Genomic DNA, 24,010 nt, shown 5'->3' with positions numbered 1-24,010 from the left:
TCATAAATTTCTTTTGAATTAAATTTTGTTTTTGTCCTACATCTTAAGTCCTACCGTCCTATGTCATTTTAAAAAAAGTAGTTTTTCCGTTGCAACAAAAAGATAAAAATTGGTACACCCACAACCGAAGTTACAATCCCAATTGGAAGTTCCGCAGGTCGTAAAACCATTCTCGAAATTAAATCGGCAACGCACAGCAGTATACCTCCTAACAACGCACTGTTTCTAATTAAATGACGGTTATCGCTTCCGTTAATTATTCGCATTAAATGCGGAACAATCAATCCCACAAAACTAATAACCCCAACAAATGCGGTTGCAACGGCAACCATAATTACATTGATTAGCAAAACTTTCCACTTTAAACTTTTGATATTCACTCCGAGAAACTGTGCTTCTTCTTCACCAATCATCAATGCGTTTAAATGTTTTGCATAACGAAGCGAAATCAAAATTGTTCCCACAGTTGAAATTCCAACAATTAAAACGGAAGTCCAATTAGCGCCACTCAAAGTTCCCAAATTCCAAAAAACAATGGAACGTGCTTGCGGGTCACGAGCTATGTAACTTAAAAATCCAACGCCACTTAAAAACAAAGCGTTTATTGCGATTCCAGTAAGTAACAAAGCCACAATGGAACTTTTACCATTATTGCGCGATTGCGATAGGAAGAAAACCATACCCGTAGATAATAAAGCTCCCAAACAAGCCGCTAAAGGCAACGTCCATTTTCCAACAGTGAAACCAAAACTTGCGCCCAAAGCAAAATATAAAGCCGCTCCAAAAGCAGCCCCGCAAGAAGTGCCAATAAGCCCAGGCTCTACGATTGGGTTTCTAAATAAGGCTTGCAAAAGCGTACCTCCAACCGCCAAACTAGCACCAACAAAAATGCAGAGAATTGCCCGTGGTAAACGTATTTCCATAAAAATACGTTCGGTTAAATCCATGCTTTCTGGATCGGAAAAGTATTTTTTAAAGGAAGAAATTATTTCTTCCAAAGAGATAGCAACCGCGCCATACCGGATAGAAAAGAACGTAACCACAATCAAGAGGATTACTAAAATTGGAAACGTTCCACGATATTTGTTGATGATTTTATTCAAAATTTAATATTCAAGTTTCAAAATTTATTTTCCCTAATCCCTAATCCCTAATCCCTAATCCCTAATCCCTAATCCCTAATCCCTTTTCAGAATGTATCAACTTCTGCAATTCAACCACATTCTCGCCAGTTCGAGGTCCTAAATAAACCATATCATGCTCTTCAACTCGGAATACTTTTCCCTCTTTAAAAGCACGAGTGCTTGAAATTCCTGGAAGCGTTCCCACTTCATTAGTAGAGCCTAAACGGTCGTAACCAAAATCAGTTAACAGGATTATATCTGGATCACTTTTAGCAACTACTTCAGGTGAAAATTGTGTCATTCCGCGTTCGCCATCAACGGCCATTTCACCACCAGCCCATTCAATCATTTTTCCGGCGTTGCTATTTTTGGTCATTACCAAATAAATATTGTTTGCTTGCCCAAAATGGATTACTAAAACCTTCGGTTTCTTTTCATACCAAACGCCTTGTTGTTTTGCGTAGCTCATATCAGCATCCAACTTTTTGCAGAGTTCTTCTGCCTTTTCTTCTTTGTGAAAATAGCTACCCATTTCGCGAATCAAAGAATCCGTTCCTGCAATAGTATTTTCATAATGCCCGAATTGCTTCATCGGTATTTTCAAATCCTTCAACTGGGTAACTACATGTTCTGGGCCAATGTTGTTGTCTTCCAAAATTAAGGTTGGTTTCATAGAAAGAATAGGTTCCGCAGCCAATGCGCGATGGTAACCAATTGTTGGTAAATCTTTTATTTCTGGCGGATAAGTACTGGAAACATCTATTGCCACAATATCTTCTTCGGCACCGAGTGCATAAATTATTTCGCTGTACTGTTTCGAAATGCACACGATGCGCTCTTCGTGGTCTTTCTTTTTATCTTCATTGCCGAATCTTCCGCAGGAAACGAAGGTTAAGGTGACAAGTATTAATGTGATTGATTTTTTCATAGTAACAGATTATTACTTTGCGTTCTCGGCGACTTTGCGGTGGAGAAATTTACCGCAGAGACACAGAGGTCGCAGAGGTTTTTAAAAATTATACTTCAAATTAAGTCCGCCATAAAAAACGGTATCCAAAGGCGCAGGAATGTATGCATCGTCAAGCTGATTTAAGAAAAGCATGATGTAATATTTTTCGCCAGTAATGTTATCTGCACCTGCATAAGCATCAAGGTCAAAGTGACCAAAACTCATTCTGTAGCCGAGTTTCGCATTCAATAAACTATAGCTGTCAGCAACGTTTAAACCATCTGAAGTAAAAGGAACTGGATCGTGATACGCATAATTCACCGTTCCGTAAAGACCTAGGTTTGTCTCAAAATCAACCCCAGCATTTACAACCCAAGGAGCGACTCCTGCAACGGCTTTTCCGCTGTAGTTATTTACCGTAAAATCACCTTGTCTGCTTAACGCTTCGTAAACAAAATTTTCATATTTAAAATCTGAATATGCGGCATTTATATACGGACTCACATTTCCGAAGAAACCTGTTTCAGACTCATAAGCTGTATATTTTACCAATGCTTCCACACCTTTATTATTCAGCTCGCCACCGTTGGCTATGTATGAATAAAGTGTAGTGCCATCGCCTGCTGGAACTGCAACCGAAGTAAATTTATTTTTGAATTTAGCTTGAAACAAAGCTACTTCATAATGTAGTTTACTGTTTAAAAGGTTTCCTTTTGAACCGATTTCAAACTGATTTCCTTCTTCGGCTTTAAGATCCGTATTCAGCTCGCCAGTATAGCCAACAATCACGTTGCCGCTCACGGGCGCTTTGTAGCCTTTGCTATAGGAAGCGTAAAGCGAAACATTGTTGTTGAAAATTTTATTCACCGCGAAATGTGGCGAAAATAAATCTTCATAATTTGCTGAAACAACTTGCGGTTTTCCTTTTGAAGGATCGTAAGCACGATCTTCCAAATCAAGGTTCATTGAGCTTTTGCCAATTCCAGCGGTTATGGCAATATCATAAGGCATTTTCAAAACCCATTCTGTAAAAAGTAATTTGTTTTTAGATTTAGAATATTGGTTGCTTCGCACAGCGCCAATTATGTTATAACCTTCAGGATCATTAGGGTTTTCGATCATTCCGTAGCTAATGGATTGCGAACGTTGCTCCTGAAATTCAAGTCCCGCAACTCCCGAAAGACTGAAGTCTTCACTTAAATCAAAATTAAAATCGAAAGTAACTCGTGTTCCGTAGTTTGTTGGGTCTTTATCGGTCCATCCACCCGCAGAACTTGCGTTAGTGTTCAATCCAGAACCATAAACGGTTGTTGTATTTGAAAGCCATTTAGTAAAATCATACTTATGGCTCAAACCTGCACGGAAACTTATCACTTCGCTATGTGCATTATTTTTAATGTAACGTTTGTTTCCGCTGTAATCCAAAGTGTCGTATTGTCCAATGGTTAGCTCTCCGCCACGTTCGTCATAACTGTTGCTAAACCCGATATAGGTGCTTACGGTTTGTTTTTCGCTTGGATGAAAGTCCAAAACCGCATTTAAGAAATCTTTACGTGAAGCATTATGATCTAAATAACCATCAGAAATTTGATGACCATAATTCAATAAAACAGACGATTTCTCCAGACCCATTTGCAATTGAGTGGTAAAACGTGCCAAGCCGTAGCTTCCAACAGTTACTTTCTCACTAAGAGAAGATTGTCCATTTTCAGGGCGTGTAGTAGTAAGGTTTACAACTCCAGCAATCGCAAAGCCATAAATTGAGCCTGCTGGTCCTTTTATTACGTCTACACTTCCCACGGAACCGAAATCTATATCGTCCAGCATTGTGATTCCTTCTGCATCGGTAAGCGGAATATTGTTGTAATATACTTTATAGCCTTGGCCGTCAAAATTGTTCGTGGCGCCTTTAAAACCAACTCCGTTTCCGTAACCGCGAATGTTGAATTGTTGCCCAGAGGAAACCGCTCTTCGCGTCATAATCACTCCAGGAACGTTTGCGTTTATTGCATCGTCTAGATATAATCCAGTTCCGCGATTTAATTCTTTTTCTTCAAGATGAATTACGGAAAGTGGTTTGTCGAGCACTTTTTTATTGTTGTCCAACGTGCCGCTTAGTTGTACCTCATCGAGCGCATTAATTGTAGTTTTTAAACCGATGTTTATGAAATCGGAACAATTTTTCACTTTTACACTAGATGTTTCAAACCCAATATAACTGATGCTAAGGGTTTGATTTTCAGAACAAGGAACTGAAAAATTCCCTTCAGAATCTGTACTGGAAACTTCCGTTCCATTCATTTCTATTTTGGCTCCAACCAAAGGAGCATTGTTGGCCGTATCATATATTTTTCCAGTAAGTTTTTCTTGACCAAATACAGATACAGTAATAAGCAATCCCAAAAGGGACAGATAAATTTTTGTCATTTTTTGAAAATTTTTATAATTTAGGAATGTGCCATTCATCGCTATAATTGCGATGAAAGCATTAGGGGAAGCAGATTTGCTTCAAGATAAATTATAAAACCTGTTTAGGTGGAGGACTAGATATTTCTAGTGAAAGCGGAGAATAATTGTTCTGATAATCGAAATTTGATACTTGTATTTTTTTTGAAAAAGCCAACTCGTCTTTCTGCGGAAGCGGATTTATTTTCTGAAGAAATTTTACAGTTTTCACTGAATTGGTTCGGTTGTTTTTATTCTTTTGCTTTTTCTGAAGATCCTTTTGATATTGCGCAATCAAATTGTTTTCTTGAGTGTCTGAAATACAATGGTAAATCTTTGTAGTTTTGTTTAAGATTTCAACATAAACAACGTCATACATCATTCCTTTGTAGCTAAATTCCTCGTGGTCTTTCCAGATAAGTTCATTTTCGTTTTCAGTTGAAACGGTTATGCTTGTTAAATCTTTTTGAGAAATCCCTTTTTTTATTTCTTGCTTTATTTCTCTTCTAATTTGATGTTGCTGAATTTTAAAAATAACATAGGTCCCTCCCAGATTGAGAGTGAATATAAAAAGCAGAAAAAAGGCAATTGCATTTTTCAATGCGATGTGTAGTTTAAATTAGCGACGGCTAATTTAAATAAAATAATAAAGCAATCACTCCTGCACTCGATTAATTGGGAAGGGAAACATTTCTATCACATATTGATAATTCTTATAAAAGAACAATTTTTCGAAGTCATATTTTATAGTGTTAACGCCCTGTTAAACGAATCTAATTGCGTGCTAAGGCCGTATTTTATAATTAATTTTAGTATCTAAATTTTCTCACTATGCAACAAGATCTCTACAACCTCAAAAAAACACTGAATTCTTCAAAAGAAAAACTTACTTACTATAGCCTTCCCGAACTTGAGAAGCAAGGACATAAAATAAAGGAGATGCCTTTCTCCATCCGAATTCTTCTAGAAAATGCGCTTCGTAATTATGACGATTTTTCTGTTACAAAAGACCATTTGGAAACCATACTCAACTGGACTCCTAAACAAAGTGAGAAAGACGTCGCCTTTAAACCTGCTCGTGTACTTATGCAAGATTTTACTGGTGTTCCCGCTGTTGTAGATATTGCGTCGCTCCGAGCAGAAATGGCTCGAAAAGGCGGGGACGCTTCAAAAATAAACCCGTTAATTCCTGTAGATTTGGTAATAGATCACAGTGTACAGGTAGATTATTTTGCCGCTCAATACGCCTATCAACAAAATATGGAAGAAGAGTACAAACGCAACAAAGAGCGTTATACTTTTTTAAAATGGGCGCAGAAATCATTCAATAACTTTAGCGTGGTGCCACCTGGAATGGGTATTTGCCACCAAATAAACTTGGAGTATTTTTCTAAAGGCGCTATTGCTCGTGACGGTATGGTTTTTCCAGATACACTTGTGGGAACCGATAGTCACACCCCAATGGTAAATGGAATTGGAGTAGTTGCTTGGGGTGTTGGCGGTATTGAAGCCGAAGCTGCCATTTTAGGTCAACCAATTTACTTTATCAGTCCAGAAGTGATTGGTTTAAAACTAAACGGAAAACTTCCAGTAGGTTCTACCGCTACAGATTTGGTACTTACCATTGCAAATCTGCTTCGTAAATATGGCGTAGTTGGAAAATTTGTTGAGGTTTTTGGTCCTGGCGTAAGTCATCTTTCAGTTCCAGATAGAGCTACTATTGGTAATATGTCGCCCGAGTTTGGTTGTACTATTACGTATTTTCCAATAGATCATAAAACGTTGGAATATATGCGAAGCAGCAACCGCAGCGAAGAACAAATCCAGCTTGTTGAAGATTATTGCAAAGCCAATTTGTTGTGGCGAGAAGATGAAGACAAAATAAAATATACCGATGTTTTGGAACTAGATGTTTCTACCGTTCAACCTAGTGTTGCAGGGCCTAAACGTCCACAAGATAAAATAGAATTAAAAGATTTTAAGAGTAAATTTATAGATTTATTGGATGATTCCTTTGGAAGAGATTATATAAAACCTTCCGCACGCGAAGAAGCTCTTGTGCGCTGGAAGGAAGAAGGCGGAGGGCAACCAGCAAAGCAGTCGCACACAATTGCAGCTGATGTGGAAGTGGAAAAAGTCCAGATGAAAGATGGTTTAAAAACTGTCTGGATTTCGCACGGCAATGAAAAATATATGCTATCCGATGGTGCTGTTGCAATTGCAGCAATAACTTCTTGCACCAATACTTCCAATCCTTTTGTAATGATTGGGGCAGGATTGGTTGCTAAAAAAGCCAGAGAACAAGGTATAGATGTAAAACCTTGGGTAAAAACATCCTTGGCACCTGGTTCAAAAGTGGTTACAGATTATCTTGAAAAAGCAGATCTTTTGAAAGATTTGGAAGCGTTAGATTTCCATTTGGTTGGTTATGGATGTACTTCTTGCATAGGAAACTCAGGGCCGTTGCCACCAGAAATTTCTAAAGCGGTTGAAGAAAATGATTTAATAGTTACTTCCGTACTTTCAGGAAACCGAAATTTTGAAGCGCGAATTCATCCACAAGTAAAAATGAATTTCTTAATGTCGCCAATGTTGGTAGTTGCTTTTGCAATTGCGGGAAGAGTGGATATTGATCTCACAACAGAACCTTTAAGCTGTGATCGAAACGGTAAGCCTGTTTTTTTAAAAGATATTTGGCCAACAGATGATGAAATTCACGAGGTTATGAGTCAAGTTTTAACGCCAAAAGATTTCAAAAAGAATTACGACGAAATTTTCGACGGTAACGAAATATGGCGAAACCTTGAAGTGCCAGATGATAAGCTGTATCAGTGGGAAGATGACTCTACTTATATAAAAGAAGTTCCGTTTTTTACCAATCTTTCAGATGATCCTAAACCGCTTAAAAATATAGAAGGAGCAAGAGCTTTGTTGATGCTTGGAGATAGTATTACAACGGACCATATTTCGCCCGCAGGTGCTTTTGCTGAAGATTCTGCCGCTGGAATTTATTTAAAATCGAGAGGTGTAGAAAAGAAAAACTTCAACAGTTACGGATCGCGCCGTGGTAATGATGAAGTTATGGTGCGCGGTACGTTTGCAAATGTGCGTATCAAAAATCAATTGGCAGAAAAAGAAGGTGGCTATACAAGATATCTTCCTTCTGGAGAAGAAATGACGGTTTACGATGCTGCACAGAAATATATTAAAGACAAAACACCGCTAATTGTGCTCACTGGAAAAGAATACGGTAGCGGTTCTTCACGGGATTGGGCTGCAAAAGGAACCATTCTTTTAGGAATAAAAGCAGTTTTGGCAGAAAGCTACGAGCGAATTCATAGAAGTAATTTAATAATGATGGGCGTTTTGCCAATGCAATATTTGGAAGGTGAAAGCGCAAAATCGCACGGACTTACTGGGAAAGAATTTTTCAGTATTACCGGTATTGAAAAAGATTTAACGCCTTCAAAAAAAGTAACGGTAACCGCTAAAGATGATAATGGAAAGGAAACTGAATTCAAAGTAATTGCCCGATTGGATTCACCAATAGAAGTTGCGTATTATCAAAATGAAGGAATACTTCAATATGTGTTGAGACAGTTTTTGAAAGAGTAAATTCGTGAATTCGAATCACGAATTCACGAATCCCAAATCCAAAAAAAAGTGATTTTAATCGTCCGCCCGAAACTACTTCGAAAAAATTTCAATGGAATGACGCTTTGGCCCTTCGTGGTGCTAAAGCATCATTCTTTAAAAGAGGATGCAGTTTTCTTAAACCACGAACAAATTCACCTTCGGCAACAAGCGGAATTTTTAATTGTTTTTTTCTATTTGTGGTATGGAATCGAATTTCTCTTTAGGTGGATTCAATATAGAAATCGCCATAAAGCGTACAGAAATATTTCCTTTGAAAGGGAAGCATATCAAAATGAAACCAATTTCGATTATTTAAAAACACGAAAATTCTATGAATTTTTGAATTTTTTTTAAACTACAAACTACAAACTACAAACTACAAACTACAAACTACAAACTACAAACTATCAAATGAGTTTACTTTTTTCCCCATTACAAATAAGAAATACCACTTTTAAAAATCGAATAGTAGTTTCGCCCATGTGCATGTATAGCAGTGTGGATGGCTTTGCGAACGATTTCCATTTAGTGCATTTAGGCAGCCGTGCCGTTGGAGGTTCGGCATTGGTTATTCAAGAAGCCACAGCAGTATCACCTGAAGGCAGAATTTCTTATGGCGATATGGGTCTGTGGAACGACGAGCATATGAGAAAGCCTAGAGAGATTATAGATTTTGTTCACGCCCAAAATGGATTAATAGGAATTCAGCTAGCGCATGCTGGCAGAAAGGCGAGTTACCAATTGCCGCAGGAGGGTGCTAAAAAGATTGCGCCAGAAGATAAAAATGGATGGCAAACGGTTTCCTCATCAGCCTTGCCTTTTAGAGAGGGAGAACCAATTCCTCTAGCTTTGGATGTAATTGGAATTGAAAAAGTCAAAAACGATTATATCGCTTCGACTCGAAGAGCGGAAAGTGCTGGTTATGATGTAGTAGAAATTCATGCGGCCCACGGCTATTTGTTTCATCAGTTTTATTCGCCTTTGGCCAATAATCGCACAGACAAATACGGCGGAAGTTTTGAAAACAGAATTAGGCTTTTACTTGAAGTTACCGAATTAGTCCGAAAAGAATGGCCTGCTGAAAAACCATTATTTGTTAGAATTTCAGCAACCGACTGGACTGAAGGCGGATGGACAATTGAGGATTCAGTAAAACTTGCAACAGAATTAAAAAAATTGGGCGTTGATTTAATTGATACTTCCTCTGGTGGAAATGTACCAAAAGCAACCATTCCCAGCGAACCCGGATATCAAGCAGATTTTGCCGCGCAAATTAAAAAGGAAGCAAATATTTTAACGGGAGCCGTTGGACAAATTAACACTGCAATCCAAGCGGAATCACTTTTAAAACAAGGTAAGGCAGATCTAATTTTATTTGGTCGTGAAAGTCTTAGGAATCCATATTTACCAATGCTAGCGGCTAAAGAATTGGACATAGATTTTGTTTGGCCAATACAATATCAAAGAGCAAAGTTATAACTAATGTCAGTCTGAGCGCAGTCGAAGACCTTTTATCGCTTACACTTAAATCGGTTTAGTGTTTCAATTTATAAATAACTTTCCCTAGCTATTAAACATATTATGACTAATTATGACTAAAGAAGAACAATTAATAAACATTCCATTCTCAGTTTTAGATTTGGTCCCTGTAATTCAGGGAAGCACTCATAAAGAATCAATGGAAAACAGTCTAGCATTAGCGCAGCATGTTGAAAAACTGGGATTTAAAAGATTTTGGATTTCAGAACATCACAATGCTGAAAGTCTGGTAAGTTCTGCCACGCCTTTAATAATTGGTTATGTGGCAGAAAACACAAAAACAATTCGTGTAGGTTCGGGCGGCGTTATGTTGCCCAATCACGCCCCACTTATTGTTGCCGAACAGTTTGGAACCCTCGCAACGCTGTATCCAGACAGAATTGATTTAGGTTTGGGGCGTGCTCCGGGAACGGATCAACTAACAGCAAGGGCACTTAGAAGAGAACGCACGGAATCGGTAAATGATTTTCCGAATGATGTTCAAGAATTACAACAATTATTTTCAAAAGCAAATCAAAATAGTTTAGTGAGAGCAATACCCGGCGATGGGCTAGAAGTGCCATTATATCTTTTAGGTTCTAGTACGTATAGCGCACAACTGGCAGGAGCACTCGGTTTGCCTTATGCATTTGCGAGTCATTTTGCCCCTACACATTTACACGATGCTCTAGGTTTATATCACAGTAATTTTGAAACTTCAAAACAATTATCCAAACCTTATACAATGGCTTGCGTTAACGTGGTTGTAGCAGATACGGATGAAGAAGCGGAATACCTCGCAACAAGCATGCAACTTTTTATGCTCAACATTATCAGAAACACACGCTCGCCACTTCCACCGCCAGTTGAAAGTATGGATAATCTTTGGAGTCCGATGGAAAAAGCCCATATTTCTAAAATGATGCAATACACTTTCATAGGAAGTAAGGAAACTGTTCAGAAAAATTTGGTCAATTTTATTGCTGAAACAAGGATTGATGAGATTATAACCGTAGCACATATTCATAATCAAATAGCGCGTTTACGTTCCTTTGAATTGTTATCTCAGATAAAAGGAGCTAATTAGAAATTATTTTAATCACATTTACCAATTCCATTTTTACGCTAAAAATGCCTTTCTATTAACAAAAAATAGTACGCTATTTCTAAGTAACTTCATATATTTGAGAAACATAACTCTAAAAACTCCTCAATTATGAAAAGAAATCTACTCTTTGCTTCTGCCTTACTTACGGTAAGTCTGGCATTCTCACAAAACTTCGGTACTTACGAAACCGATCAAAATGGTAAACTTTTTTACCATAGCGATTCAAAACAAAGTGTTCTAGAACAAGAACATAAAGCTCCCACAACTTTAGCGTTGGACTGGAGCAATCCAGATTTCGACGTTTCAAACAATCCTACCCAAGATTCTTGGGACCCACGCCTTGCTGTATCTGGCAATGGTACTGCGTATGTGGTTTATAGCGATAACTACTCAAACGGACTTCAAAAAATAATGTTCCGTAAAAAAGTACCTGGACAAGATTGGTCAGCCAAAATGTTTGTAGATAAAGGCGGTGAAATTGGCGGTAGAAACAACCATTACGGCGCCATAGCAGTATCTCCAAACGGCGATCTTCATGTTAGCTACAATGTTTGGGCTTTTGAGAATGTGCGAAATTATGTTGCATATTCCTACTACAATGCTGCTGCGGATACTTGGAGCGACGGTCTGAAAATTTCTGACGCTGGCGGTACCGTTAACCATACTTTTGGGCGTCACGATATTTATAGCACCGATGCCAATTGGCCCGTAGTTGTCTGGAGTTACGATAACCGCGAAAATATGGTGAATGAGGAAATATATATGAAGTATTTTGACGGTACACTTTGGTCCGCAGATATTCCAGTTTCAGATATTACTGATAGCAAGGATGCTGGATTTCCCTTTATTAGAAGTATAGGAAACAACAAGGCAATGCTTCTTTTTTCAGAAAAAAATGCTGCAAATGTCTATGAGTTGAAATATAGAATTTACGATGAAACAACGCACGATCTTTCGCCTTCAAAAATTGCCACATCAGACTTTATAGGTACATACAACTTCACCTTGGTTCATGCTCCCACAGGTGAAACGATGATTTTGACAGTGCATAGGGAAGAAGGACCCGTGCGTGATGTTTTTAATGTTTATGATTATGATGAAGTTGCTGATAGTTTTACGCTTTCTGCAAATAAATATGAAGCAATTGCATCTACCGCAGGTTTAAAAAGAATAGATATGGACTGTAACATGGACGGTGACTGCGCGGTAGTTTATACAGATGTTTTCGCCGAAACCAATTCCTTTATGGAATACGACAAAACAACAGGCTTTGGAACTCCAGAGATTATAAATACTGAAGATCCAGTTCTTGAAGAAATAAATTGTCGTTTTGACGATAACGGGAATTTGCACGTTACTTGGAATGACAAACGTTTTGACGACGGTCAAAGTTGGGATGAACGCGAAGTTTTTTATGAAAAAGGCATAAATACCTTGGTTGGAATTAACACGGTTTCCACAATAAATATTGCTGTTTATCCAAACCCTTCAAATGGAAAATTTACGGTCCAAACGAATGATTCCCTGAATCTTGAAATATTTGACCTACTTGGAAGATCAATAGCTTCCGAAACAATTTCGGGAACGACAGAAGTAAATAAGAATCTTCCTCAAGGAACCTATTTATTGCGTTTTTCAAATGAAAAATCTGTTCAGGTGAAGAAATTGATAGTGGAATAAACCTAGTTTCATTTCATGAGAATCGTCGAACAAAACTCACAATCCATTTGGATAAGGAGTTTGTTGGGCGATTTTTTTATATGTTTGATTTATTAGAAAAGGGGTGAATAAGTTTCAGAATAGTGAACGAGCGAGTACCTTCGCAAAAAAATAGAGAAATGCTAAAAGCGGTACTTTTTGATATGGATGGGGTAATTGTAGATACAGAACCTTTACACCGAAAAGCCTACTTCAAAATGTTTAAAGATGTAAATATTGAAGTGAGCGAAGCAATGTATGATTCTTTCACTGGACAGGCAACTTTACCAATTTGCAGAACACTTTGCCAGCATTTCAATCTTGCTGAAACACCAGAATATTTAGTTTCAACCAAAAGAAAACACTTCAAATATCTTTTTGAAAATGATAATGACCTTGCGCTTTTAAACGGCGTTCACGATTTAATCAAAAATTATTATGATAATGGATTGACTTTAATTTTAGCGTCTTCTGCTTCAATGCCAAACATAAACCGAATTTTCGAACGTTTTGATCTCGATAAATATTTCAAAGCAAAAATAAGTGGCGCCGATTTAAAAGCCTCAAAACCACATCCAGAAATTTTTATAAAAGCTGCTCAACTTGCCGAAGAACACGGTGACAATTGTATGGTAATTGAAGATTCAACTAACGGAATTGCAGCTGCAAAAGCAGCAAATATTTATTGTGTAGGTTTCAAAAGTCCGCATAGCGTTAATCAGGATTATAGCAAGGCGGATAGGGTGATTACAAATTTTGAGGAGATACTTTTTTCAAAATTGTCTAACTAACTTTAAACCTAACAGGCGTCATGGCAAGGCACGAAGAAATCCGTTGGTTGAATTCCGTAAATTGTTATCCCAAATCCCAATGACTAAAAACATCCTCTAAATTAGCTTTCACAGCGCTCTTTTTCAAAGTCTTAATTCTGTGGTTTGAAAGGGTAGGTGCTTCTTCAAAATAAACCACATTTCGCTCGCCATTCTTTTTAAGATGACTCCGAATAATGGCGTGCGTATGGTAACTGGCTTGCTGCAGTTTCAAAAAAGGTTCGTAGTCTTCAATATTACAAATAGCATCACTTCTATCAAAAAAACCAAAACCTTTGTATTGTCCTTCAACCACTAGTGCAAACGCTATTTCGCCTTCTGTTCTACCTTTTCCCTGTATGGCAAAGCTTTGGTTATTTTCTTTTAAGGCTCGCATTGCAGCTTGAACTTTCAGATTATAGTCTTCCACAGTTTCGGTTTCTTCACAAATTCCCTCACAGTTTTTTATTCTGTAGTGAGAGCATTTTTCAGAATTGCTCTGCAAGCTGCAAAAACGGGGACAGAGCTTAAAAGTTTCACATATTTCCTCTAGCTTTTCAATGGCTTCCGTTTTATTGTAAAAAGTGCCCACAGAATCTTGTAATACTTTCGTTTTGCCTAAAGCAAGTTGAATAATACCACGCTGATTTATATAACTTATAATTTGATGCGTTGTTGCTGGCCATTTTTGAGCTCGGTTGAATTTGGGATAATGTTTTCGAATATGTTCAGATTCCACCAATAGCGCCAGTAATTCATTGCCTGTAATTTCATAATCTATAAAATGGGTTTCCTGACCTAAATGATATTCCTTGTTTTTTTTATCGTAGAAATGAGAGAGTACGCGTTTTTTTATATTTTTTGCCTTGCCCGCATAAATAACCTTATGTTTTTGATTTTTGAAAAGATATATTCCACTGGCTTCTGGCAACTCCGTTATTTGTTCCGCAGACAAATGAGGCGGTAGAGTGGCTTGCTTGGAACGTGAGTTCATAAATGAATTCATTATGGTAAAACTCACGTCTAAGGAAAGTAATCTTTGAAAAAGAATGACAGTTGCATCTACATCTCCCTCCGCACGGTGCCTGTTAAGGTGTGGTATATTTAGGGTGCTGCAAAGTCTTCCTAAACTATAAGAAAGCATGCCTGGAATCAATTTTCGGGAAAGTCGAACTGTACAAAGTTTTTTGCGATTGTAGGTCTGACCCAAAAGCTGAAACTCTCCACGAATTACATTGTAATCAAAACCTACATTGTGCGCTACAAAAATTGCGTCTTTTGTAAATTCTTCAATCTTTTCTGCGACCTCGAAAAAAAAGGGAGCTTTGGCAATCATTTCATTGTCAATCCCAGTAAGCGCTGTAATGTAATACGGAATGTCGCGCTCCGGGTTTACAAGCGTAGAATATTTATCAATTACTTCACCATCTCTTAAAAGTGCTATGCAAATTTCAGTAATGCGATTGCCTGCAATACCACCGCCAGTGGTTTCTACATCTATAATAGCGAAAAGTTGTGATTTCATTATTTTTTTGCTGGGAAAACAAATGTAGAAAAATAATTTTCAATATCTTGGAATAGTTCCCGTTAAATGGAAATAGTCCAACCCTATTTTATCAAAATTATGAAATCATAAACCGTTTAATCTTGGTTTTTGGCATTTTATCGTAAGATAAGAACTACGATTTGATATTTTTATTAAGACCATAGTGCTAATGGTTAACCTTTTATAAGATTCTTCGATAGATTATGTTGATTAATATGTACTACTACGTACGTATTAATTAACATAATTTTATACATTAGCCACCTTTAACAAAAACCCCAAATCATGAAAAAAATTACCCACACGCTTGTTGTGATGATTATTGCATTGGTTTTTCTGCCATTGCAAGCACAAATTTACACTTTTACAAATGCCGGAGCTTCTGGTAGCTATGGCCCTACACAAGGTCAGGTAGATGCAGCTTATGTCGCTACTACATTAGATGGTCAGGTTGCTATAAATACACAAGGCATTCAAGAATGGACAGTTCCTGTTACGGGTCCTTATTCCATTGAGGCCGTAGGGGCCCAAGGAGGTGCTTATTCTGGTTTTCCTGGTGGATTAGGAGCCAGTATAAAAGGAGAATTTATCTTGACGGCTGGAGACGTAATAAATATTGCTGTGGGACAACTTGGTTCTGGTACTGGCAGTATGGCTGCGGGCGGCGGAGGCGGATCTTTTATTTACAACCAATCCTCAATGAATGCTCTGCTGGTAGCTGGTGGTGGTGGTGGTACAACTTTTACCGGTGTCGGAGCAATAAATGGATTAGCAAACAATATGGGTGACGTGGCCGGTGTATTCGGCCCAACAAATAGTGCTGGCGGGGGAGGATCTCTATCATTCAACGGTACTAGTGGCCAGGGCTTTGGAGGCACAGGTTTTCTTAATGGCGCTACAGGAGGCTGCGGCTGGTATTATGGTTCATGCAACGAAAACCGAGGTGGTTTTGGTGGTGGTGCTGGCGGCTCCTGGGAAGCCGGTCAAGATGGAGGCGGCGGCGGTGGCGGTTATACAGGTGGCGATGGCGGCAATGGTGATGCTGATTCTGGTGGATCTGGTGGCGGTTCCTATAATGTGGGAACCAATCAAACAAACACTGCGGGGGCCAACACAGGCAATGGGCAAATAGTAATTACTTTATTAGCTGCTCCCCCAGTAATTACCTGTCCTGGAGACATTACCGTTTCTAACGACACAGGTATTTGTGGCGCTGTTGTTAATTATACTGTTACTGCTACAGATCCTGAAGATGGAACTTTAACTCCAATACAAACAGCAGGCCTTCCTTCTGGCTCTGAATTTCCTGTTGGCGTTACTACAAATACTTTTGAGGTTACGGACAGTGATGCCAATACAGTAACTTGTAGTTTTGATGTAACTGTAAATGATATGGAAGATCCTGTAATTACCTGCCCCGGCAATATTACACAAAATAATGATCTGGGAATCTGTGGGGCGGTTGTTACATATAACATAAGTGCAACAGACAATTGCAGCGGAGGGTCTACAACAGAATTTATTCAAAATGGTGGTTTTGAAACTGGTGACTTCTCCGGTTGGAGTGTTGTAGATACCGGAAGTGGCTCTTATTATATTAATGACGGTACTTTTTCACCCTCAAGCGGAGCGGGTTCATTGGCGCCAATATCAGGTAGTTTTGATGTGATTACAGATCAAGGTGGTCCAGGACTACACCTATTGTCACAACCATTTATCGTGCCTTCAGATGTGCAAAATGCTATTGTAAGTTGGAATGATAGAATTCGTAATAATGCGGGAGTCTTTTCAGATCCAAATCAAGAATTTAGAGTAGACTTGGTTGATGCATCTATGAGCGTTATTCAAGAGGTTTTTTCAACAAATCCAGGTGACCCAACCACTCAAATTGGACCTAATTTTAGACAATTTGACCTTACCGCTTTGCTTCAAACTTTAAGCGGACAGCAGGTTAGCCTACGATTTTCTGAACAAGATGATTTGGGGAATTTCAATTTAACACTGGACGATATCAGTTTCGTTATTGAAAATATCAATATTACCCAAACGGCAGGATTACCTAGCGGAAGCACATTCCCAGCAGGAACAACAACAAATACCTTTGAAGTAACAGATGCAAGTGGAAACATAGCCTCATGTAGTTTCGATGTTATCGTAAATGATAACGAAGCTCCTGTTTTTACAGATATTTACGGAGATGGAACTTTGGCTAATCCTTTTACTTCCATGCTCCCAGAAATAGTTGGAAGTGTGCCAACTGGAACTTATTACTTCAATTTTAATGGTAGTACTTTCCAGGGAGCATTAGATAACGATACCGATGGCGGTGGATGGTTAATGATCCTTAACTATGTGCATCAAGCAGGCGATAACTCAAACCTTCAGGTTAGAAATACAGATCTTCCGCTATTAGGTGCATCCATATTGGGAACTAGCGAAGCGGCTTCACCTTCTTGGGGTCACTTCGGAAATGTATTGGCTGCCGATATCGATTTTGAAGAAGTACGTTTCTTTGCACAAACTTCAAGAGATCCAAATAATATAATTGATTTCACTACAGACTATTCTGCAGTTTTGGAATATGTGAAAACAGGGAACGGTAGTTTTTCTGGAATAAATAATCCTTCAAACTATACGCTAGGCGCAAGTCATAATGCTTCAATTCCACAAAATGCTCCAGACTTCTTTACGAATGAAGGAGATTTTGCTTTGACTAATTTTCCTTTTTGGAGAAATGGACAGGCACATTGGGGAATTAGAGGTCTAGGAAATCGTTGGGAAGTTGATGATTATACAATTAACAGCTATAGTACTATTCATCGTGTTTGGGTAAAAGGAGATTTTTCTCCTTCACCCAGCATTGAAAGTACTTCAATAACAGTACAACTTGATGGGTCAGGAAACGTGACCATATCGGCTGCCGATTTTGGATTAACGCCTACCGATAATTGTGGTGTTGTAACTCAGGCACTAAGTATGACTGCTTTCGACTGTTCAAATATTGGAAGTAATACCATTCAATTAACAGCAACCGATGCTGCTGGGAATGAAACAATAATTGATGTTATCGTTAATGTTGAAGACGACGAAGCTCCGGTAATCAACTGTGTTGCCGATACCAACCGTGATACCGATGCCGGTGTATGCCAATATACAGTGGTAGGCACTGAGCTTGATGCTACTTTTACTGACAATTGCACCAGCGGTAGCATTACAAATGATCTAAACAATACGGCCACTATAGCTGGCGAAATCCTTCCAAAAGGAGATACTACAGTAATTTGGACGGTAGATGACGGCAATGGCCAAACGGCTACTTGCACGACCGTTATCACTGTTGAAGACAATGAAGTTCCAACCATAGCTTGCCCTGCAAACACAAGCGCCAACACAGACGCTGGTAACTGTTTCGCAACCGTTAGCTTCACTACTCCAATAGCTTTTGATAATTGTGGGGTGGATACAATCGTTCAAACAATGGGTGACCCAAGTGGTAGCCAATTCCCTGTTGGCGTGAATACAATTGAGTTTACTGCTACAGACGTAAATGGCAATTCTAATACTTGTAGTTTCACTATTACAGTGATTGACAACGAAGCGCCGGTGGCAGTTTGCCAAAACATAACAATACAGCTCGACGCCAATGGCAATGCCAGCATAATTGCAGCAGATGTAGACGGTGGTAGCACCGATCAGTGTGGTGTTGCCTCAGTTACCATTGATAATGATACGTTCGATTGTAGCAATGTTGGCGACAATAATGTTATCCTAACTGTAACTGATGTAAATGGAAACGCAAGTACGTGTACTGCAATCGTAACAGTGGAAGATGTTACCGCGCCGGTAGTGTCTTGCCAGAGCATTACAGTAGAACTTGACCCTGTAACCGGCACAGTTACCATAGCTGGAACAGATATTGACAACGGAAGCTTCGATGCCTGTGGTATAGCCTCTTATAACCTAGATATCGATACTTTCGATTGTTCTAATATTGGTGATAATACAGTAGTACTTACAGTAACCGATGTAAACGGAAATTCTGAAACTTGCACTGCAACTGTAACAGTAGAAGACAATACAAGCCCAGTTCTAGTATGCCAAGATTTCACTATTGAAATTGGCGCTGATGGCACAGCCACTCTTGATCCAAATGATGTGATTGCATCTAATGAAGATGCCTGTGGCATCCTTACTATAGCGGTGGATATTACCCAATTCAGCTGTGCTGATATCGGTACTCCAATAACGGTTCAAGTGTTCAGCCAGGATAACAATGGAAACCTTGCCACTTGTACTGCTACAGTAACTGCGGTAGATCTTCTTGCACCTGTGGTGAGTTGTCCGGCAGATCAAACGGTGGATCCAGGACAGGGCAACCTTTTCTATATCTTGCCAGATTATTTTGCAACTGGCCAGGCAACAGCAGTAGACAACTGTACAGATCCAGTAACTATTTTAACGCAGAGCCCAGCAGCAGGCACAGCGCTTGCGGACGGTACCTTTACAATTACGCTTTCGGCAACGGACGAGTATGGCAATACAGGAACTTGCGAGTTTGAGCTTACTGTGGAGAGTGTTCTAGGTACTGGCAATAATAGCCAGAACCTTGAAAGCATCGCTATATATCCTAACCCAGCAAAGGGTAATGTAACTATTGGCAATCCGCAAAACCTAGAGCTTGAGACCGCTAATATTTATGATCTAACGGGAAGGCTTGTACAATCCTTCAGCTTAAAAGGAATGGCAACGGCCAAGACTTTAAACGTTGATAACCTTGCTGCCGCTACCTACGTAGTGATCATTAAAGGAAAAGAAGGACAGATAACAAAGCGTCTATTAAAGGAATAGAGCTTGTTTCTTAACTATAATTAAAACCCCCTTGTGCCACACAAGGGGGTTATTTTTTGTAACATCCCCAACTAATATTCCATGACATTACTTTTGAATGTTTTTAATTTTGCCACAAACCCCAAGGCTGCATCATATTTATAGTAATTAATCTATATTTTTGCTCGCAAACCTATTTATGAAAAAACTAATTCCTCTAGTCCTATTGCTTTGTATTTTCTCAAGTACACAGGCACAAACTCCCCAGATAGATAAACTTAACAAACAGATAGAAAACAATATTCGGTCAAATCCCGATTCTGCCAAAATCTATATGTTTCGTCTTTTAAAGCATGCTTCAAAACTCCACGATACCGTGGTGGGCATAACGTACAGTAATATAGGCATACAGTACAATAGATTGGCAGTTCCGGATTCTGCGGAATTTTACATGAAAAAAGCGCTGGATTATACCGAAAAATATCCATTGGAACATGCCAGGATGTATCTCAATTTGGCCATCAACTACCGCATTGTTTCTCGCTATCCGGAATCTTTGGAAGCACTGGAGAATGCCATGAAATTTTATAAAGAGGCGGGAAACAAAGAAGGAGAGGGTTTAGTTTATGGCGAGGTGGGTTCTAACTACAACTATATGATGGACAGCGAAAAGGCGCTGGAAAATTTCAAGAAATCCATTGCCATTCTTCGTAAAACTACGAATAAGAGAGATCTGTATATAGTGAAGCAAAAATTGGCGAACCTTTATTATAACAATGAGGATTATACTTTTGCCAGAGATTTATATGAAGAAGTTCTGCCAATCTTCGCAAAAAACAAAGGGGCAAATTATTACTACACACTTTTAACCTACGCTGATTGCCTCATTAAGTTGGAAGAAAATTATAAGGGCGCTGAAGAAGCCTTAAAGGAAGCAGAAAGCGGCCTTCGGGATATGAACAATAAAGAATATATGTGGGTAAGCGTAAGCAATCTTGCACAAGTTTATGATGCTACTGGCAGAACCCAAGAAGCGCAAGTAGCCTTCAAAAATGCATACGAGGGATCTTTTCAGCTAAATTCAACTCGTTTTTTGGAAATAAGCGTACGCTATCTGGAGTTTCTAAATAGCCATAAACAATACAACGAGGCGCTGGAAGTAATAGCAAAGGTAAAGGCTAACGCAAAAACGCCCAGCCTAAAAATGAACGCCAATAATGAAATAGACTTTTTAAAACAGACGATTGCTACCTATACCCAAAAAGGGATGGTGGAAAGTTCATTGAAATCTTTTGAAAGAATGGACTTTTTAAAGGATTCATTAAACACCGCCATAAATAAGTCCAAGTCATTGGAACTTCAGGAAGCCTATCAAAATTCTTTGCAGCGGGAGAAAAATATGGTCTTGACGAAAAACAACGAACTTTTGGTGGAGAACAACAATAAGAAGGATAATATTCTAGTGCTGAGTATTCTTATTTTTATACTCATATCTGCTATTGGTCTGGTTCTGTACATTTCTAATAGAAAGAGTCTTAAACTGCAGCGCGAACTGGTAGCCAGTTTGGAAAATTCTAAAAAGGTGTTAGAGGAGAATAACACCTTGGAAGGTGAACTGCACTTGGAACGCGAAAGAACACTTGCTAATAAGGAAAGGGAGTTGGTAGAGGTATCTCTAGGGATGGCTGACCTACAGAACAGAATATTAGAATTGATAGACAATCGGGAAAACCCGGAGGATTCTCAAGTACTGGCAGCAAATTTAAAGGATCTCTTGGGCCAAAATAATTATTGGAAATATTTTAAAGGCAAATTTGTAGAGGTACACCCCGCTTTCGCCTTGCAAATTGCTGAAATGTTTCCAAGTTTATCTGATAATGATGTGGCTTTCTGTTGTATGATAAAACTCCAACTTTCCAATCAGGAGATTGCGCCCCTAATGGGCATTACTGCTGAAGAGGTAGAATCAAAAAAAGCTGCCATCCGCAGAAAAATAGGATTGGGAGATGATATTCTTGCCTTTGATAAATTGATAGACCATTTGGAGTAGGGGTGTTAATGCCATTGCTAATTTATTGATTTTTAGAAAAGAGGCTAAGAACTTTACACAAGATGCCATTCAGCAGGCAGATTGGAGATATGAGGTAGGTAAGGGTTTTGTGCATTGTTTAAAACTATGACAATTTCATCAAGCAATATCGAAAATAAAAATAGTTTTTTCGTTATGCGAATCCTACCACCATCTCACACCGCAGCATTGCTATAGCCTAAATTTTATCATCTCATAAAAAGCAACCCGCAAATAAATAAAAAAACCGGAGACGCATCTCCGGTTTCACTCAGTTTGGGGAATTAAGTACGTGCCGTCCGCACGTAAGTACATTATTCTAAAACAATAAATTCAGACCTTCTGTTTTTTTGATGCTCCTCTTCAGAACAGTTTATGTTGTTGCCACAATTGTTAACCAATTCGCTTTCACCTAAACCTTCAGATTTTAATCTTTTGCTGTCAATTCCTTTTGATACTAGATAATCCAGCGTTGATTTTGCACGTCGTTCAGAAAGCGCTTTGTTGTAAGTGTCATTACCACGACTGTCAGTATGCGAACGTATATTCAGTTTTAATTGTGGATATTCGGTTAATGCAGCGTATATTTTTTCAAGCTCTACTTGTGCATCTGGACGAATATTGGATTTGTCGAAATCGAAATAAATAATTGGAATATTCAACACCTTTGCTAAATCGGTTCCACCAGTTATTACAACCTTGTTTGGCTGCAATTGAAAATCAATTTGCTGTTTATCCATATTGGCTTTTGAAACCTTTTCATCGGTATCATAACCATCCTTTTCAGCTTTTATAAAATAGGATTCAAACTTATTGATTTCAATTTGGTAATATCCATTTTCATCTGTAGTCAATTGTGCAAATACATTTCCTTTGGAATCTTTTATAGTGATGCTGGCTTTTTCCAATGGTTTTCCAGTTTGCTTATCGGTTACATAGCCTTCAACTTTAGCCAAATACATATCTATTATTTGTGCAGTTTCCAAAAAGGAATAAATATTATCGTATACAAACTTGCCTTCTGTTTCGGTTCTGTTTGAACTTATAAAACCTCTTTTAGTGGTTTCGTTTATTCCGAAAGCGAAATCATCTGCGGAAGAATTTACAGGTTTGCCCACATTCAGCAAACTGCCAAAACCATCATCCTTGATCTTCACATAAAATACATCCAAACCTCCCAGGCCAAAATGCCCATCAGAAGAAAAGTAAAGTTCATTTTCAGAAGAGATAAACGGAAAAGTTTCCTTCCCACCGGTATTTATTTCAGCACCAAGATTTGTTGGTTGCCCAATATTTCCATCTTCATTTACAGTTGCTACATACAAATCAGATTCGCCAAAACCTCCGGGTCTATCTGAGGAAAAATACAATTTCGTTTCATCCGCATTTAAAGCGGGATGCGCGGAAGAAAAGGTATCGCTGTTGAAATTTAGCTCCTCAGCTTCTTGCCATTTGCCATCCTCCATTTTGGAACGGTAGATTTTAAGCTTCTGATCGTCTTTTTTATTTTTATAAGTGATGTTGCTTCGTGTGAAATACATCGTGTTTCCGTCCTTTGTAAAAACAGGGGAGGACTCGTGGAACTTGCTGTTCAAAGCACCTTTCAACTCCTTCGATTTTCCGATAGCAACATTTTGATCGTCAAGTTCTATTTCATAAAGCGATAGAAAACTAAGTCCGTCCCAAGCGCTTTTCTTGTTGAGAAAAGTTTCGGTTTCGCTAGTGGAGGCGTAGATCAATTTATTACCAATCTTGGTGTGCCCGAAAGAAATCTTGTTTGTGTTATAAATACCTTCAATCGGCTTTAACTCATACCTACCAGAATTCTGCCGAATAAGAGCCATATAGTCAACCGCGGTTTTCACACTTGGGTTACTTCCTGTTTTTGCAATGTAAGCGTCGTAATATTCCTTTGCCTTTTCATTGTTGCCAGTTGCTTTCAGCGATTGTGAATATCTTAAAAAAGTAATGGGGTCCGCTGGTTCTTGTGTAAGGGTGAACAAACGTCCATACCAATTTACAGCTTGGTCATATTGCGCATTGAAATAGTAACTATTACCCAATTTGCTGAAAAGCTCTTCAGATTCATATCCTTTTTCCGCGACGGCCAAATATATTTTTTGGGCATCTACATAATCCAATTGCTCGTAGTTTTCATTGGCTTTTGCGAGTTTCTTTTCTTGGGCGTTTACAGCCGAAACTCCCGAGAAACCTACGATCAATAAAAACAGTATCGCTTTAGTAATTTTATTTTTCATCTGTTGATAATACTTTTTTAATAA

Annotated in this window: 13 protein-coding genes; 7 read left to right on the top strand and 6 right to left on the bottom strand. The window is 38.6% G+C overall.

The genetic code is table 11. The features are described from left to right. Nucleotides 1–68 precede the first annotated feature (68 nt). The 4 genes from AEQSU_RS03730 to AEQSU_RS03715 form a co-directional block, all read right to left on the bottom strand. Complete coding sequence (locus AEQSU_RS03730; RefSeq protein ID WP_014781526.1) at nt 69–1,103, bottom strand: FecCD family ABC transporter permease; 1,035 nt, start codon at nt 1,101–1,103, stop codon at nt 69–71. Nucleotides 1,104–1,164: 61 nt separating this feature from the next. After that, nucleotides 1,165–2,052 (bottom strand): heme/hemin ABC transporter substrate-binding protein, encoded by an 888-nt coding sequence (locus AEQSU_RS03725; protein ID WP_014781525.1) that lies wholly within the window; start codon nt 2,050–2,052, stop codon nt 1,165–1,167. Between the two features lie 81 nt (nt 2,053–2,133). Next, on the bottom strand, nt 2,134–4,500 hold the full coding sequence (locus tag AEQSU_RS03720) for a TonB-dependent receptor (RefSeq protein WP_014781524.1): 2,367 nt from the start codon (nt 4,498–4,500) through the stop codon (nt 2,134–2,136). Between the two features lie 91 nt (nt 4,501–4,591). After that, a complete protein-coding gene (locus AEQSU_RS03715) occupies nt 4,592–5,119 on the bottom strand; it encodes a hypothetical protein (RefSeq protein ID WP_014781523.1) in 528 nt (175 codons plus the stop codon). A gap of 230 nt (nt 5,120–5,349) precedes the next feature. Between AEQSU_RS03715 and acnA the strand changes: the two genes are divergently transcribed. From acnA to AEQSU_RS03685, 5 genes are all read left to right on the top strand, one after another. Next, the gene (gene acnA / locus AEQSU_RS03710) at nt 5,350–8,133 is read left to right on the top strand and encodes an aconitate hydratase AcnA (protein WP_014781522.1); all 2,784 of its coding nucleotides are present in this window, start codon (nt 5,350–5,352) and stop codon (nt 8,131–8,133) included. A gap of 432 nt (nt 8,134–8,565) precedes the next feature. Beyond that, the gene (locus tag AEQSU_RS03700; protein ID WP_014781520.1) at nt 8,566–9,633 is read left to right on the top strand and encodes an NADH:flavin oxidoreductase/NADH oxidase; all 1,068 of its coding nucleotides are present in this window, start codon (nt 8,566–8,568) and stop codon (nt 9,631–9,633) included. Between the two features lie 112 nt (nt 9,634–9,745). Further along, complete coding sequence (locus tag AEQSU_RS03695; protein ID WP_014781519.1) at nt 9,746–10,759, top strand: LLM class flavin-dependent oxidoreductase; 1,014 nt, start codon at nt 9,746–9,748, stop codon at nt 10,757–10,759. A gap of 129 nt (nt 10,760–10,888) precedes the next feature. Further along, the gene (locus AEQSU_RS03690; protein ID WP_014781518.1) at nt 10,889–12,460 is read left to right on the top strand and encodes a T9SS type A sorting domain-containing protein; all 1,572 of its coding nucleotides are present in this window, start codon (nt 10,889–10,891) and stop codon (nt 12,458–12,460) included. A gap of 158 nt (nt 12,461–12,618) precedes the next feature. Further along, entirely contained in the window at nt 12,619–13,269 is a 651-nt protein-coding gene (locus tag AEQSU_RS03685; RefSeq protein ID WP_014781517.1) for an HAD family hydrolase, read from the top strand. Nucleotides 13,270–13,333: 64 nt separating this feature from the next. On the opposite strand, the gene AEQSU_RS03680 is transcribed toward AEQSU_RS03685, so the two are convergent. Beyond that, nucleotides 13,334–14,812, bottom strand: a complete 1,479-nt coding sequence (locus AEQSU_RS03680; protein WP_014781516.1) for an exonuclease domain-containing protein — start codon at nt 14,810–14,812, stop codon at nt 13,334–13,336. Nucleotides 14,813–15,118: 306 nt separating this feature from the next. On the opposite strand from AEQSU_RS03680, the gene AEQSU_RS03665 reads away from it, so the two are divergent. Both AEQSU_RS03665 and AEQSU_RS03660 read left to right on the top strand, forming a co-directional pair. Continuing rightward, the gene (locus tag AEQSU_RS03665) at nt 15,119–19,681 is read left to right on the top strand and encodes an HYR domain-containing protein (RefSeq protein ID WP_014781515.1); all 4,563 of its coding nucleotides are present in this window, start codon (nt 15,119–15,121) and stop codon (nt 19,679–19,681) included. A gap of 178 nt (nt 19,682–19,859) precedes the next feature. Then, nucleotides 19,860–21,710, top strand: coding sequence for a tetratricopeptide repeat protein (locus tag AEQSU_RS03660; protein WP_014781514.1), 1,851 nt, complete (start codon nt 19,860–19,862; stop codon nt 21,708–21,710). A 332-nt stretch (nt 21,711–22,042) separates the two neighbouring features. On the opposite strand, the gene AEQSU_RS03655 is transcribed toward AEQSU_RS03660, so the two are convergent. Beyond that, nucleotides 22,043–23,986, bottom strand: a complete 1,944-nt coding sequence (locus AEQSU_RS03655) for an OmpA family protein (RefSeq protein ID WP_014781513.1) — start codon at nt 23,984–23,986, stop codon at nt 22,043–22,045. Between the last annotated feature and the right edge of the window lie 24 nt (nt 23,987–24,010).

Origin of the sequence: Aequorivita sublithincola DSM 14238, from assembly GCF_000265385.1 — a bacterium.
In the GTDB taxonomy this organism is placed as follows: domain Bacteria; phylum Bacteroidota; class Bacteroidia; order Flavobacteriales; family Flavobacteriaceae; genus Aequorivita; species Aequorivita sublithincola.
This window is presented reverse-complemented; position numbering and strand designations above follow the sequence as displayed.

Coding starts and splice junctions, on each gene's coding strand:
- AEQSU_RS03655 (WP_014781513.1), bottom strand. CDS start 23,986: ATGAAAAATAAAATTACTAAAGCGATACTGTTTTTATTGATCGTAGGT.
- AEQSU_RS03695 (WP_014781519.1), top strand. CDS start 9,746: ATGACTAAAGAAGAACAATTAATAAACATTCCATTCTCAGTTTTAGAT.
- AEQSU_RS03685 (WP_014781517.1), top strand. CDS start 12,619: ATGCTAAAAGCGGTACTTTTTGATATGGATGGGGTAATTGTAGATACA.
- AEQSU_RS03660 (WP_014781514.1), top strand. CDS start 19,860: ATGAAAAAACTAATTCCTCTAGTCCTATTGCTTTGTATTTTCTCAAGT.
- AEQSU_RS03665 (WP_014781515.1), top strand. CDS start 15,119: ATGAAAAAAATTACCCACACGCTTGTTGTGATGATTATTGCATTGGTT.
- AEQSU_RS03720 (WP_014781524.1), bottom strand. CDS start 4,500: ATGACAAAAATTTATCTGTCCCTTTTGGGATTGCTTATTACTGTATCT.
- AEQSU_RS03725 (WP_014781525.1), bottom strand. CDS start 2,052: ATGAAAAAATCAATCACATTAATACTTGTCACCTTAACCTTCGTTTCC.
- AEQSU_RS03700 (WP_014781520.1), top strand. CDS start 8,566: ATGAGTTTACTTTTTTCCCCATTACAAATAAGAAATACCACTTTTAAA.
- AEQSU_RS03690 (WP_014781518.1), top strand. CDS start 10,889: ATGAAAAGAAATCTACTCTTTGCTTCTGCCTTACTTACGGTAAGTCTG.
- acnA (WP_014781522.1), top strand. CDS start 5,350: ATGCAACAAGATCTCTACAACCTCAAAAAAACACTGAATTCTTCAAAA.
- AEQSU_RS03680 (WP_014781516.1), bottom strand. CDS start 14,812: ATGAAATCACAACTTTTCGCTATTATAGATGTAGAAACCACTGGCGGT.